This window comes from Thalassobellus citreus, assembly GCF_044385915.1.
GTDB lineage: Bacteria > Bacteroidota > Bacteroidia > Flavobacteriales > Flavobacteriaceae > Thalassobellus > Thalassobellus citreus.
In genome coordinates this window covers 19,525-33,993 of sequence record NZ_JBISCC010000130.1, presented here as the reverse complement: position 1 = coordinate 33,993, position 14,469 = coordinate 19,525, and the positions used below count along the sequence as shown (strand labels likewise).

Sequence of the window (14,469 nt, the reverse complement as noted above, 5' to 3'; positions counted from 1 at the left end):
TGAAATTCTACTTATATGCAAACTATTCCAGACTTGAAAAACAATATATCATTTGAAGACTTTAAAACAGAAGTATTAAATGATTATAAAATTGCAGCAACAAGCAGAGAATGTAGTATCCTTGGTCGTCGAGAGGTATTAACTGGAAAAGCAAAGTTTGGCATTTTTGGTGATGGCAAAGAAATACCTCAATTAGCTATGGCGAAAGCCTTTTTAAAAGGCGATTGGAGATCTGGTTATTATCGCGATCAAACATTCATGATGGCTATTGGAGAACTTACTCCTGAACAATTTTTTGCTGGTTTATATGCTAATACTAATTTAGAATTAGAACCGATGTCTGCTGGTCGACAAATGGGAGGTCATTTTGTAACACATAGTTTGAATGATAATGGAAGTTGGAAAGATTTAACTAACCAATACAACTCTAGCGCTGACATCTCTCCTACTGCTGGTCAAATGCCTCGCTTGTTAGGTTTAGCGCAAGCTTCAAAAATTTACAGACAAGTTGATGGTATAAACACAACTAATTTTTCTAAAAAAGGAAATGAAGTTGCTTGGGGAACCATTGGTAATGCCAGTACAAGTGAAGGACTATTTTTTGAAACCATAAATGCTGCAGGTGTATTACAAGTTCCTATGGTTATTAGTATTTGGGATGATGAATATGGCATTTCTGTACACGCAAGACACCAAACAACTAAAGAAAATATTTCTGAAATATTAAAAGGTTTTCAACGCGATAACGAGCAAAAAGGTTTCGAAATTTTGCGCGTAAAAGGTTGGGATTACCCAAATCTTATAGAAACATATCAAGAAGCTTCTACTATTGCAAGAGATGAGCATGTACCTGTTTTAATTCATGTTTCAGAATTAACGCAACCACAAGGTCATTCTACTTCTGGTTCTCATGAGCGTTATAAAAATGCAGAGCGTTTAGATTGGGAAACCAAACATGATTGCAATACCAAAATGAGAGAATGGATTATTGAAAGTGGTATAGCAACTAACGAAGCGCTTATTGAAATAGAAAGAAATATAAAAAGAGATGTTAGAGTAGCCAAAAAAAATGCTTGGACAATATTTTTGAAACCCATTCAAAAAGAACAACAAGAATTACTTTCTATATTAACTCAAGTAGCATCATCAAGTGTTAACGGTATATTCATTAAGAAACTTAAAGATTCGTTAGCTATTATTGATGAGCCTACAAGAAAAGATATATTATCACATGCTAGAAAAGCATTAAGATATACTATTGGAGATATTTCAACAGAAAAAAAATTGCTTAGTAATTGGGTAGATGCTCTTTTTGAAAAAGTACAACCTAAATTTAGTTCTCATTTATATTCTGAAACAAATCGATCTAATATTCTTATTAAAGAAGTTAAACCAAGCTATGAAGATGATGCACCTCAAGTAGATGGTCGTATTATTCTTCGCGATAATTTTGATGCCATTTTTCAAAACTATCCAGAAACCCTAGTTTTTGGTGAAGATTCAGGAAATATTGGTGATGTAAACCAAGGTTTAGAAGGTTTACAAGAAAAATATGGAGAATTACGAGTTGCCGATGTTGGCATACGTGAAGCAACCATTATAGGTCAAGGAATAGGTATGGCTCTTCGTGGATTAAGACCCATTGCAGAAATACAATACCTAGATTATATACTATACGCTATTCAAATTATTAGCGACGATTTAGCTACAACACATTACAGAACCAAAGGCAAACAAAAAGCACCGTTAATTATTAGAACACGCGGACATAGATTAGAAGGCATCTGGCATTCTGGTTCTCAAATGGGAGGTATATTAAATTTAGCAAGAGGTGTACATGTTTTAGTACCAAGAAACATGACTAAAGCTGCTGGTTTTTACAATACACTGTTACAAGGCGACGATCCTGCAATAGTAGTGGAATGTTTAAACGGCTATCGATTAAAAGAAAAAATGCCTAATAATTTAGGTATTGTTAAAACGCCTATTGGTGTTGTAGAAACCGTAAAAGAAGGTACAGATATTACATTAGTATCTTACGGTTCTACGCTTCGTATTGTACAAGAAACAGCCAAAGAATTACTATCTATTGGTATTGATGTAGAAATTATTGATGTACAGTCATTGTTACCATTCGATTTAAATCATGATATTGTTAAAAGCATTACTAAAACAAATCGAGTTATGATTATTGATGAAGATGTTCCTGGAGGTGCTTCAGCATATATTTTAAATGAAATTTTAAATACACAAAAAGCATTTCAATATTTAGATAGCGAACCAAAAACATTAACTGCTAAAGCGCACAGACCTGCTTATGGAAATGACGGTGATTATTTCTCTAAACCATCTGCCGAAGATATTTTTGAAGCAGTTTATGAGGTTATGCACGAATTAAACCCTACCGATTTTCCTAAATTGAGGTAAAATAAAATCGCAATAAATAATATTTTAAACCATTACACTTGTAATGGTTTTTTTATATTTATAAACAAATCAAAATAATGGATAAAAAAACACCATTAATAACCAGAGATTGGTTGGCCATAGAACGAACAAAACTAGCAAACGAAAGAACCTTTCTTGCCTATTTTAGAACGTTTATTGTATTTCTTGGAACAGGAATAACATTATTAAAATTAGAGTTCTTTTCTGAAATGAAATCCTTTGGTATCATTTTATTAGCAATATGTCCTGCAATATTAATTATTGGTTTGTTACGGTTATATTCGGTAAAACGAACGATTAAAAAACACTATAAAGTTTAAATGAAAGCAGTCTCAGTTGTTACTATAAAAAAAGAATTAAAACACCTGTCTTCTAACGAATTAATGGAGTTATGTTTGCGCTTATCTCGATTTAAAAAAGAAAACAAAGAACTTCTTACTTATTTATTGTTTGAATCTGCTGATGAAGATGGTTATATACAAACCGTTAAAACCTATATGGATGATGAGTTTGAATTAATAAACAGAGATAGTTATTTTTACATTAGAAAAAGTGTACGCAAAATTCTTAGAAACGTAAAAAAGTATGTTCGATATTCTCAAAAGAAAGAAACCGAAGTTGAACTCCTACTCTACTTTTGCGAAAAGCTAAAACATTTTAAACCTACTATAAAAAGAAGCACACAGCTACAAAACATGTATGATAGACAAATATTACTTTCTAAAAAAATAATAGCGTCTTTACATGAAGACTTGCAATATGATTATAATTTGATGCTTGAAGATTTATAATTTATTGAAAACTTTATATCTATAGATTAAATTATATATTTATTCCTTTTTAACCTCACAAATTACAACGCTTTGTTTGAATGCTAGCAGCAATATTTTATCTTTGCATGCTTAATACGATAATGATTTATGAAGATTTCATACAATTGGATAAAACAATTCTTAAAAATAGATTGGACTCCAGAACAAACCAGTGAATTACTTACAGATTTAGGACTAGAAGTTGAAGGTATTGAAGCCTATCAATCTGTAAAAGGAGGATTAGAAGGTATTGTTGTTGGAGAGGTTTTAACTTGTATAAAACATCCAAACGCCGATAAACTAAAAGTAACCACTGTAAATATTGGCTTAGAAGCTCCTGTACAAATTGTTTGTGGCGCACCAAATGTAGCGGCAGGACAAAAAGTACCTGTAGCAACTATAGGAACTACTTTATATTCTGAAGAAGGAGAAGCATGGACCATAAAAAAAGGTAAAATTAGAGGCGAAGAAAGCTTCGGAATGATTTGTGCCGAAGACGAACTAGGTTTAGGGAAGTCTCATGAAGGTATCATGGTTTTAGACAATGCTTTAAAAGTAGGAACACCTGCAGCTGATATTTTTGATATAGAAAACGATCAAGTTTTTGAAATTGGTTTAACACCAAACAGAGCCGATGCCATGAGTCATCTAGGAACTGCTCGCGATTTAAAAGCTGGTTTAGTACAAAAAGATATTAATTTAGAATTAATAACACCATCCGTTAGTGCGTTTCATGTTGATAGTCGCATATTAAAAATTGATGTGGATGTAAAAGATAAAGATTTAGCACCACGCTATTGTGGTGTTACTATTTCTGGTTTAAAAGTTAAAGAATCTCCTGCTTGGTTACAGCACCGCTTAAAAGCAATTGGATTAAGCCCAATAAACAACATTGTTGATGCTACAAATTATGTGTTACATGATTTAGGACAACCGTTACATGCTTTTGATGCTGCTAAAATTGCTGGAAATAAAATTGAAGTTAAAACTTTAGAAGCAGGAACCAAATTTGTGACTTTAGATGGTGTAGAACGTGAATTACATGAAGATGATTTAATGATTTGCGATGAAGAAAAGCCTATGTGTATTGCAGGTGTTTTTGGAGGTTTAAATTCTGGTGTTTCTGAAACTACAACAAGTATCTTTTTAGAAAGTGCCTATTTTAACCCTGTAAGTATTCGTAAATCGGCTAAACGTCACGCTTTAAATACTGATGCTTCTTTTAGATTTGAACGAGGTATCGACCCTAATATTACTGAGTATGCATTAAAACGTGCTGCCCTACTAATTCAGGAACTTGCTGGAGGAGAAATTACAAGTGATATTATTGATTTTTATCCTAATAAAATTAAAGACTTTGAAGTTCGCCTTAGTTTTGATAGTGCTGAAAGATTAATTGGTGAAGAAATTCCAAAAGAAACTATTAAACGCATTTTAGCTTCCTTAGATATCAAGGTAAATAATGTTACCGAAACAGGATTAGGTTTAACCGTACCTGCTTTTCGTAATGATGTTATTAGAGAAGCTGATGTTATTGAAGAAATTTTACGTGTTTACGGTTATAATAATATAAAGACTACCGAAAAATTAAACGCCTCTATTTCTTCAACTACACGTTTTGAAGATTATAAAATTCAGAATATTATAGGAAATCAATTAGCATCTCAAGGATTTTTTGAAATTCTTTCAAACTCGTTGACGACGCCTAATTACGCTGCATTAAGTGAGCAATTAAAAGAAGAACATAATATTTCTATGCTCAATCCTTTAAGTAATGATTTATCTGTTTTAAGACAGTCTTTATTATTTTCAGGACTAGAAGCCTTATCGTTTAATATCAACCGAAAACGAAGTGATTTAAAGCTTTTTGAATTTGGAAAAACATACCATGGTTATAACGATAAGCGTGAAGAATATAAACATTTAGGACTATTTATTACAGGAAATCAATCACATGAAAACTGGTTATCTCCCTCTAAAAAAAGTGATTTCTTTTACCTAAAAGGAAATATTACAACTGTTTTAGAACGTTTAGGTATTTCTAGATTTAATGAAAGCCCAACTGCTAATGATTTGTTTAGTGAAGGCTTAAGTTTTAGTCAAGGAAAAACAAAGTTGGTTGATTTTGGTATCATTAAAAATCCTATTTTAAAACATTTCGATATTTCTCAAGAAGTGCTATTCGCAGATTTTAATTGGGATGCCATTTTAGAACTTGTAAAAAGAAATAAAATCACATTCAAAACTATTGCTAAATATCCTGCTGTTAAGCGCGACTTTGCATTATTATTAGATGACAATGTGTCTTTTGAATCTATTTATAAATTAGCAAAACAAAGCGAAAAACAATTACTTAAAAGTGTTAATTTATTTGATGTTTATCAAGGTAAAAACCTACCAAAAGGTAAAAAGAGTTATGCTGTTAGTTTTACACTACAAGATGAAAACAAAACGCTTAACGACAAGCAGATAGACAAAATAATGAATAAGCTACAAACTAATTTTGAAAAACAACTTGGTGCTGAATTAAGGTGATTTTGAAACTTAAAAATCATATTGTTTTTTTTATTGTTTTTGCAGCTATTTTTAAAATAAGTGCGCAACAAAACACGTATAAAAAAGTAAAAATTGCAGATACAACATCTATAGGCAAATTAGCCTTATATGATTTAAAGCAAAGTATAAATAGTGTTGGATACTCATTTTCTAGACCTTTTCATTGGCAAAAAAAGGATTTTAAAACATTAGGAATCATTGCATTTTCTGCAGTATCTCTAGCTAGTATTGATGATGAAGTGAGTGCTCTTTTTATTAGAAACGAACCTCATGTTCCTAATCTGTTTCAAGAAGCTGGCACACGCTTTGGGAGCCCTCAAGTATACTTTATTGCAAACGCCACATTATATGGTGTAGGCTTATTTACCAAAAATGAAAAATTAAGAAGAACAAGTGTTTTAATCATATCTTCATCTTTTACAACTGGGTTAATACAAAGCTTCTCAAAAACAGCAATTGGTAGAGCCAGACCAGGAGGTGAATATAAAAGTAATTCTTTTAGATTTTGGTCTAATGAATCTAGATTTCACTCAATGCCATCTGGTCATACAGTATTATCAATAACTATGGCGCATGCTATCGCTAAACAATTTAATAACCCTTGGTCTAAAGTTGGAGTTTATACTTTAGGATCTATCGCACCTATCTCCAGACTTTTTGCTGGAGCTCATTGGTTAACAGATATTGGTGTAGCAACCGTATTAAGTATTGCTGTTGTAGATGGTGTAGACAAATTTTTGTTTAAAACAAAAGCTTATGATGCTACTAAAAAGCAAAAAACTATTTCTTGGAATTTTACCTTTAGCGGAAACAAAATAGGATTTATAGGTACTTTTTGAACAATAGCTAAAACTTAGTACCCTGCTGTTAAGCGTGAATTTGCATTATTATTAGATGATAATGTGTCTTTTAATCTATTTATAAATTAGCAAAACAAAGCGAAAAGCAATTACTTAAAAGTGTTAATTTATTTGATGTTTACCAAGGTAAAAAGGGTTATGCTGTTAGTTTTACATTACAAAATGAAAACAAAACGCTTAACGATAAGCAGATAGATAAAATAATATCTAAATTACAATCTAGTTTTGAAATACAATTGGGTGCAGAATTAAGATAATACTGAAGTTAAACTTTAGTTTTATTTTTCTATTTTACAATTATTTTATCTGGCATTAATTCAATATTCCATTAAAACGATTTATCACCATCCAATATATAAGCAAAGTTTGATAACGATAAAAAACAGTTTTTTAAGCATTAGACTATTTTATAGTCTTTCAAGAACATAATAATCAGTATCATATACACCAGCAGATGATACTGATAACTTTACTATATTACTATTAACAAACTCAAAAAAATAACCTTCATCTTCTGCTATCAGTTCATCACCATTGATATCAACAATTATTCTATTACCTGCATATGCACACTCATTAATGGAATCATTTTCATCTGTAGAAGTAGATGTGTTGGTATTAAATGATTCATAAGAACAATCATTCAATAATAAATAATAGTGATATGAAGTATAGCTCGCATTTTCTGAATATGTGATAGTACTTGAACTAAATACAATGTTTTTTTTTGAAACAAACTCTTTAGATGATATTAATTCTGGACAGTCTTCTCTAAATATAATTTTTTCTGAATTATAAACAATAGGCTTCCCTCTTTCTTCAATAACTTTCCAAGTTCCAATTATAGAGTATTCTACACCATTTCCTGAAACACCAATATTATTATCTTCTTGATTAGAATCACTATTAACAATTGCATTACCAGAATACGCTTTTACTTCGGTAGGAATAAAAGTAATAATCACTTCTTGTGTACTATTCACACCAATATCTCCACCTGTCCAACTTGCAAAAAAACCAGTAGGTAAATCAATTAAAGAAATATTTAAAACCCGTTGTAAATTATTAGTAATTGATAAAGTTCTTGTAACTCCACTATTAACGGCTACATCACCAAAATTTAAATCTCCTGCTAATGTATAAGCATTAACTCCAACACCAGAAACATTAATAGTGTTATTTATTTCGTCTACATCATTATTAATGGTTACAACACCATTATAGTCCTCTAACTTTGTTGGTGTAAAACTAATAACAATATTTTGTGTACTATTTGCTTGAACTGTTCCACTAATCCAATCTACAGTAAATGCTTCTGGTAACTCTATAGAGTTCACTTCAATAGGAGCATCAAAACTATTAGTAATAGTAAGTGTTTTTTCTACTGTTGTATTTAAGGCGACATTACCAAAATCTAAATCTCCAGAAAGTTCTATAAATACTGCATTAGAAGATGCCTTGAAAACAATAGGAGCTCCTAATGTAGTTCCATCAGGTTTTTTTATATTTACACTTACTTCTTGGTTTTCAGAGTCTTTTCCTAATACCCAAGTCACTTCAGCAAAACCTTCATCATCCGTTATTATACTTGTTTCACTTACACTTCCACCACCAGTCGTAACGTTAAAATAAACAGGTACATTGCTAACCTTAAAACCTGCCTTATCTATTACCTTAACTTTAATTGGGTCTTTTAAATTAGCGCCTTGAGTTCCAATTTGTTCATTTCCAGATATAATTTCTATTTTACTCGGAGCTTCCATAATAGTTTCTGAAGAAGAATATGTTTTATTATAGTTTGCCAAAGTTTTACCTAGAATTGTAGCTTTAGCACCTACTCCAATATTAGTTCCAGCAATTAAATTAGCATACCAATCTAAAGAAGGTACAGCAATGGCATGATTGGTTTCTAAATACATTTCGGGTGTAAAATAAGGTCCTATAACACCATAAAACTTAACACTAACCTCTGGCACTATAGTTAACTTTGAAGTTAAATTTGCCGAACCACCAAATACAACTGGTTTAGATTGAAATTCTGAATTTAGGTTGTAAATAGAGTTCCAAGCATTATCTTTATATGTCGCACCTAAAGTGAGTGTATTAGTATTCGTAAATCCAGATGTTACATGAAACTCCGCGTCTAAATCTTGATTCAACTTCGCTATAAGCTTGGTGTTTATAGATATAATAACAGGTATGGCTGATACAAAAACAGTAATATATTTATTATAATCTACTAAGGTTTTTTTATGACTCCCTGAAACTGAACCACTCTCACTAAGTAATAAGTCACAATCTATTGTTAAATCGGTGTTTTCTGTTTTAAAATTGAAACTTTCAAGACTTCCTAAACTATAACTCCAATCAAAATAAAAATTTGGATTAAAACTTACCGAGCCTTTTGATATTTTTAAATTATCAGTTATGGGTGTATTGGAAAAATCAAAGGTTAAACCATCATCTAACAAGGTTACACCTTCCGCTTTATAATTAACAGTTATCAAATTATTATTAGAAGATTTATTATTCCCTGATTTAGAGGTTTCAGAAATATCTGTATTAAAACTAATATCTGCATTTATAAAAACATCTTCCATAGTGGCTTGTTCTGTTTTATAACTTACAACATCACCTTCAACCAAGACAGTAGTTACTTTGCGAAGAAACCCTTCTCCTTCATCTCCAATAATAATATCTCCTTTTACAACATCTGGTAATTCTCCTGTAAACTGAATGACATAAGTTCCTGCATCTAATTGTTCTTCGGTACTTTTTAATTCTGAATTATCATCAGTAATGAGAACTATATTCTCTGAAACGGATTCTGAAACGGATTCTGTTGAAACATCATCATCCTTATTACATGTAAACAACAATAGAAAGACTAAGAAAAAACTAAGCTTTTTCATTTCAAATATTTTATTAATTAATAGCACTAACAAAAATACAAATTATCAAAAGCTTAGTAAATACCTAAAAATGGGTATTTTTAAGTATCGAATTTTCAAAAGAAAACAATGATTATTCTCTTTTTCATATTCAAAAATTTCGTATATTTAAGAGAACACTTAAAACAATAAGCTATGACAGATTCAAACTATATAAAAATTTTTACCGGAAGCTCTATTGTAGCACAACGCATTACTTTTGATTTAGAAAAATCAGGTGTCATTGCTGTTGTTAAAGACGAAACAGAATCTGCTCGTTTAGCAGGTTTTGGTGGAGGTATTGTTCCTGGATTTCAAGAAGTATTTATCCATAAAGATGAAATTGAAAAAGCAACCCCAATTATTGAAAGTATTACTACAGAATTAAAAGACTAATAATTAAATTAGTCTTTTAATAAAAAAAGGATGCTCTGAATTTATTCAAAGCATCCTTTTTTTATACTTACTATTTAAAACCTTTAAACAGTATACATTTTATCACGCAATTCCTTTATTTTCTTGTCTTGCATGTATTCATCAAACGTTGTGTATCTATCAATAACGCCATTTGGAGTTAATTCTACTACTCTATTACCAACCGTTTGAGCAAACTCATGATCGTGTGTTGTGAATAAAATAGTGCCTTTAAAATTCTTTAATGAATTATTAAATGCTGTGATACTCTCTAAATCTAAGTGGTTAGTTGGCTCATCCAATTGAAGTACATTCGCTCTTGTCATCATCATTCTAGATAACATACAACGTACTTTTTCTCCTCCAGATAATACCGATGATTTTTTGAAAGCCTCTTCTCCACTAAAAATCATTTTTCCTAAAAAGCCACGAATATTAACTTCTTCGCGTTCTTCTTCAGTTTTTGCCCATTGGCGTAACCAATCTATAAGTGTTAAATCGTTATTAAAAAACTCACTATTATCTAATGGTAAATACGATTGTGTAGTTGTTACACCCCATGCAAACTTACCAGAATCAGCTTGTTCTTTATTATTTATAATTTGATAAAATGCAGTTGTAGCTCTAGAATCTCTTGAGAACACCACTACTTTATCACCTTTTACTAAATTTAAATCAATATTTCTAAATAATACTTCTCCATCTGTTGAAGCACTTAAACCTTCAATATTAAGAATTTGATCTCCAGCTTCTCTTTCGCGTTCAAAAATAATAGCAGGATAACGACGACTTGTTCTTCTAATATCTCCAATATCAAGTTTATCAATCATCTTTTTTCTACTGGTAGCCTGTTTACTTTTTGCTACATTGGCAGAAAAACGACGAATAAACTCTTCTAACTCCTTCTTTTTCTCTTCTGCTTTTTTGTTTTGTTGTGCATGTTGGCGTGCTGCTAATTGAGACGACTCATACCAAAACGTATAATTACCAGAATAATGATTTACTTTCCCAAAATCGATATCAGAAATGTGTGTACAAACAGCATCTAAAAAGTGTCTATCGTGCGATACTACAATCACACAATTATCATAATTAGCTAAAAAGTTTTCTAACCATGAAATAGTTTCATAATCTAAATCATTGGTAGGCTCATCCATAATTAACACATCCGGATTTCCAAATAAAGCCTGTGCTAATAACACACGTACTTTTTGTTTTCCATCTAAATCGCCCATTAATGTATAATGAAACTCTTCTTTAATACCTAAGTTAGATAACATGGCAGCCGCATTACTATCGGCATTCCAACCATCCATTTCTTCAAAACGCACTTGAAGCTCTCCTATCTTATCAGCATTTTCATCAGAATAATCAGCATAAAGCGCATCTATTTGAGTTTTAATATCAAACAATGGTTTATTTCCCATTAAAATAGTTTCTAAAACGGTGTGCTCATCATATAAATTATGATCTTGCTCTAACACAGACATACGCTTTCCTGATTCTAAAGACACATGACCTGAAGTTGGCTCTTGTTTGCCTGAAATAATCTTTAATAACGTTGATTTCCCTGCTCCGTTTGCACCAATGATGCCGTAACAATTACCATTATTAAATGTGGTATTTACTTCATCAAAAAGAACACGTTTTCCGAATTGAACCGAAAGATTTGATACTGATAACATATGGGTTGTTTTATATTTTTCTCAGATGTTTTTATTTATACTAAAAAGACTTCATAAACTTCAAAATTAATTAAGACATACTCCTTGACATATATCTGTTTTTAAAGTTTTTGCAAAAGTAGAAAAATCAATTGGTAAGACGAAACTTAGTTCATCTATTTTTATGTAATCTCTCTTGTTAAAAGGTTTTTCTGTTATAAAACTTTTAACAACGCATTAACAGGAGTTTATAAATACAAGCCATATTTTTGTTAGTAATTCTTTGCTGAGGGACTTATGAAATTATTTTTAGCAGTTATTATATCATCATTAATGCTTTTTGGTTGTAAAAACAATTCCAATAAAGCAGAAAATCAAATTGCCTATTTGGGTGGTGAAATTATTAACCCTAATACTAACTTTATAATACTATCTAGATCTAACATTGTTATAGACACCATTGATCTTGATGGAAGAAATAGATTTATAAAAAAAATTGATAATCTAAAAGAAGGAATTTATACTTTTAAACATGGTAACGAATTTCAAATAGTTTTTTTAGAGCCTAATGATAGCCTTCTTTTAAGGTTAAACACCATAGATTTTGATGAATCTTTAGTATTTACAGGTGTTGGAGCTAAAAAAAACAACTACTTAATTAATGATTTTCTAGAAAACGAGATAATTGAAAAAAGCATTTATAAGTATTGTCAGCTTAATCCAAAAGATTATCAAAACAAGTTAGATTCATTATCATTATTAAAAAAAGTTAAACTAAATGCTTTTTTAAAAAAATACAAACCTTCTAGTTTATTTGAAAAAATAGCAAAAACAAATAATAAATATAATTATTACTTTAGTAAAGAAGTATACCCGTTATGGCATCATGGTGATAGCAAAAAAGATCTTTTAAAATCATTACCAAAAGATTTTTATGATTATAGAAAAAATGTTAGTTATAATGATAGCTTACTAAAAGACTATAATTTTATTTATAATAATTTTTTAAAATCTAGTTTTAACAATTTAGCCCTTCAAGAACATTTTGATCATCATAAGGAGATTGACAATAAATTTAAGAGAAGTGATTTATGCTATAATTTAGACAGGCTTAAGCTTATTGATAGTTTAGTTAGTAATCCATACATAAAAGATGGATTACTTTACCATTTTACCGTAAATTATATTTCAAAAAATAAAAACTTAAAAAATAACGAGATTATCTTAAATGCTTACTTAAATAAAAGTAAGGATGAAAAAGGAAAAGAAATGATAACTCGTTTTACGAACTCAATTAATAATTTAAAAATAGGATCACAAATTCCTAACGTAACTATTATTAATTATAAAAATGATGAATTAAGTATAAATAACTTAGTAAATTCTCCAACTGTTATAAGTTTTTGGTCGCATACTTACTATGATCATTTTAAAGATAATCACATTAAAATTAACGACTTAAAAAGAAAATACCCAGAAGTTAAATTCATCTCTATTAACATTGATGATTTTGATATAAAAAAGTCAAAACAATTTTTAGAATCTAATAGCTTTTCGTTTGACGATGAATATCACTTTAAAAACCGAGAAGCTTCTATAGAAACTTTTGCCATTCACCCTATGACAAAAACAATTTTAATAGATAAGAACAAAAAAATTGCTAATAATAATACCAATATATTTTCTAGAAATTTTGAAGAAGAACTTTTAGGCTTAATTAATAAATAGTCCTATAGTTTATAGTGGTTCATAAGCAGTTTTTCATAAACGGTGTCTGGTAAAATTCGTTTTAAAACAATAGAAAATTTCTGCATAAACTCCCCTACTTTATAATGCACTTTAGGTGTACTTGTATTTATAATTTTAAATACTTCTTTTCCCATTAAATAAGGATCGCTACCATTATCAACATGCGTATTCATAAGATCTAAAGTATCGCCGTAAGGCTTTTTATAAGGAGAATCATCTAAAAGCGGAGCGTGGTATCTTCCTGCAGCAATATTAGTAGCAAAATCACCAGGAGCTACATTAGTCATTTTAATATTAAAATCTTTTATTTCCATTCTAAAAGCCTCCGTTAAAAGTTCTAAAGCTCCTTTACTAGCACTATAAATACCTCGATAAGGCAAGCCCATATAACCTGCAATTGATGTAACGTTTATAATTAAACCAGATTGTTGTTTACGCATTTGTGGCAATACCGCTTTAATAACTTTTATGGGTCCGAAAAAATTAGTTTCAAAATTAGCTTTAATTTCTTCTTCTGGTACTTCTTCAATAGGTCCTGTAATTCCGGCTCCTGCATTATTTATTACAACATCTAATTGTCCTTCAGTTTCAATTATAGTCTTAACTGTTTGTAAAATAGTATCATTATTCGCTACATCTAAAGCTAAAATAGGAAACTTGCTTTCAGGATAATTCTCTGGTTTTCTGCTGGTTCCATAAACTTTAAAACCTTTTTCATTTAAAAACTCTCCTATAGATTTACCAATACCAGAAGACCCTCCTGTTATTAAAACAACTTTAGACATACTTTATGTTATTTATTCCTTAAAAATACAATATTAATTATAAGATTCCTGCTTTCGAGGAAATGTTCAAAAACTAAAAAATCTTGATTCGCCATAGCTTTCAAGATTTGAGTTTATTGTACAAAAAAAGGCAAGCTACCTACATCACACCGCTACGACCATTTACCTTTGCTTCGTTCCCGACCTGGAGGATTCAACAGGAGCTGGTTGTGTAGGACTTGCCGAGTGCAAAGATACAACCTTTTAAAAAT

Annotated in this window: 10 protein-coding genes, 1 other RNA gene and 1 pseudogene; 8 read left to right on the top strand and 4 right to left on the bottom strand. The window is 30.4% G+C overall.

Annotated elements, in window-relative coordinates; all coding sequences use genetic code 11:
• Positions 1-15: 15 nt before the first annotated feature.
• The 6 genes and pseudogenes from ACH5TX_RS17895 to ACH5TX_RS17870 all read left to right on the top strand — a co-directional run.
• The gene (locus ACH5TX_RS17895; RefSeq protein WP_439340862.1) at positions 16-2,427 is read left to right on the top strand and encodes an alpha-ketoacid dehydrogenase subunit alpha/beta; all 2,412 of its coding nucleotides are present in this window, start codon (positions 16-18) and stop codon (positions 2,425-2,427) included.
• A gap of 77 nt (positions 2,428-2,504) precedes the next feature.
• The gene (locus ACH5TX_RS17890; protein WP_439340861.1) at positions 2,505-2,768 is read left to right on the top strand and encodes a DUF202 domain-containing protein; all 264 of its coding nucleotides are present in this window, start codon (positions 2,505-2,507) and stop codon (positions 2,766-2,768) included.
• Positions 2,769-3,239 (top strand): hypothetical protein, encoded by a 471-nt coding sequence (locus tag ACH5TX_RS17885; protein WP_439340860.1) that lies wholly within the window; start codon positions 2,769-2,771, stop codon positions 3,237-3,239. It begins immediately after the preceding gene.
• A 129-nt stretch (positions 3,240-3,368) separates the two neighbouring features.
• Entirely contained in the window at positions 3,369-5,795 is a 2,427-nt protein-coding gene (gene pheT, locus ACH5TX_RS17880) for a phenylalanine--tRNA ligase subunit beta (protein ID WP_439340859.1), read from the top strand.
• A gap of 2 nt (positions 5,796-5,797) precedes the next feature.
• Positions 5,798-6,655, top strand: coding sequence for a phosphatase PAP2 family protein (locus tag ACH5TX_RS17875; protein WP_439340858.1), 858 nt, complete (start codon positions 5,798-5,800; stop codon positions 6,653-6,655).
• An 18-nt stretch (positions 6,656-6,673) separates the two neighbouring features.
• A pseudogene (locus ACH5TX_RS17870) lies at positions 6,674-6,933 on the top strand (phenylalanine--tRNA ligase subunit beta-related protein); the annotation flags it as partial.
• Between the two features lie 150 nt (positions 6,934-7,083).
• Here ACH5TX_RS17870 and ACH5TX_RS17865 read toward each other — a convergent pair.
• Positions 7,084-9,588, bottom strand: coding sequence for a choice-of-anchor D domain-containing protein (locus tag ACH5TX_RS17865; RefSeq protein WP_439340857.1), 2,505 nt, complete (start codon positions 9,586-9,588; stop codon positions 7,084-7,086).
• Between the two features lie 174 nt (positions 9,589-9,762).
• Here ACH5TX_RS17865 and ACH5TX_RS17860 point away from each other — a divergent pair, with 174 nt between their 5' ends.
• Positions 9,763-10,002 carry a putative signal transducing protein gene (locus ACH5TX_RS17860; RefSeq protein WP_439340856.1) on the top strand — a complete coding sequence of 80 codons (240 nt, stop codon included), beginning with the start codon at positions 9,763-9,765 and terminating at the stop codon, positions 10,000-10,002.
• An 83-nt stretch (positions 10,003-10,085) separates the two neighbouring features.
• On the opposite strand, the gene ACH5TX_RS17855 is transcribed toward ACH5TX_RS17860, so the two are convergent.
• Positions 10,086-11,705, bottom strand: coding sequence for an ABC-F family ATP-binding cassette domain-containing protein (locus ACH5TX_RS17855; protein WP_439340855.1), 1,620 nt, complete (start codon positions 11,703-11,705; stop codon positions 10,086-10,088).
• A 276-nt stretch (positions 11,706-11,981) separates the two neighbouring features.
• On the opposite strand from ACH5TX_RS17855, the gene ACH5TX_RS17850 reads away from it, so the two are divergent.
• Positions 11,982-13,412: a TlpA family protein disulfide reductase gene (locus tag ACH5TX_RS17850; protein ID WP_439340854.1), complete on the top strand. Its 1,431-nt coding sequence runs from the start codon at positions 11,982-11,984 to the stop codon at positions 13,410-13,412.
• Positions 13,413-13,414: 2 nt separating this feature from the next.
• Here the strand turns inward: ACH5TX_RS17850 and ACH5TX_RS17845 are convergent, their stop codons facing one another.
• Together ACH5TX_RS17845 and ffs are read right to left on the bottom strand one after the other, a co-directional pair.
• Positions 13,415-14,218 (bottom strand): SDR family oxidoreductase, encoded by an 804-nt coding sequence (locus ACH5TX_RS17845; protein WP_439340853.1) that lies wholly within the window; start codon positions 14,216-14,218, stop codon positions 13,415-13,417.
• A 125-nt stretch (positions 14,219-14,343) separates the two neighbouring features.
• Positions 14,344-14,442: signal recognition particle sRNA small type (gene ffs / locus ACH5TX_RS17840), an RNA gene on the bottom strand.
• Positions 14,443-14,469 lie beyond the last annotated feature (27 nt).

Excerpts from the sequence above, each read along its gene's own strand:
- ACH5TX_RS17895 (WP_439340862.1), top strand. The coding sequence starts at position 16 with ATGCAAACTATTCCAGACTTGAAAAACAATATATCATTTGAAGACTTT.
- ACH5TX_RS17890 (WP_439340861.1), top strand. The coding sequence starts at position 2,505 with ATGGATAAAAAAACACCATTAATAACCAGAGATTGGTTGGCCATAGAA.
- ACH5TX_RS17885 (WP_439340860.1), top strand. The coding sequence starts at position 2,769 with ATGAAAGCAGTCTCAGTTGTTACTATAAAAAAAGAATTAAAACACCTG.
- pheT (WP_439340859.1), top strand. The coding sequence starts at position 3,369 with ATGAAGATTTCATACAATTGGATAAAACAATTCTTAAAAATAGATTGG.
- ACH5TX_RS17865 (WP_439340857.1), bottom strand. The coding sequence starts at position 9,588 with ATGAAAAAGCTTAGTTTTTTCTTAGTCTTTCTATTGTTGTTTACATGT.
- ACH5TX_RS17860 (WP_439340856.1), top strand. The coding sequence starts at position 9,763 with ATGACAGATTCAAACTATATAAAAATTTTTACCGGAAGCTCTATTGTA.
- ACH5TX_RS17855 (WP_439340855.1), bottom strand. The coding sequence starts at position 11,705 with ATGTTATCAGTATCAAATCTTTCGGTTCAATTCGGAAAACGTGTTCTT.
- ACH5TX_RS17850 (WP_439340854.1), top strand. The coding sequence starts at position 11,982 with ATGAAATTATTTTTAGCAGTTATTATATCATCATTAATGCTTTTTGGT.
- ACH5TX_RS17845 (WP_439340853.1), bottom strand. The coding sequence starts at position 14,218 with ATGTCTAAAGTTGTTTTAATAACAGGAGGGTCTTCTGGTATTGGTAAA.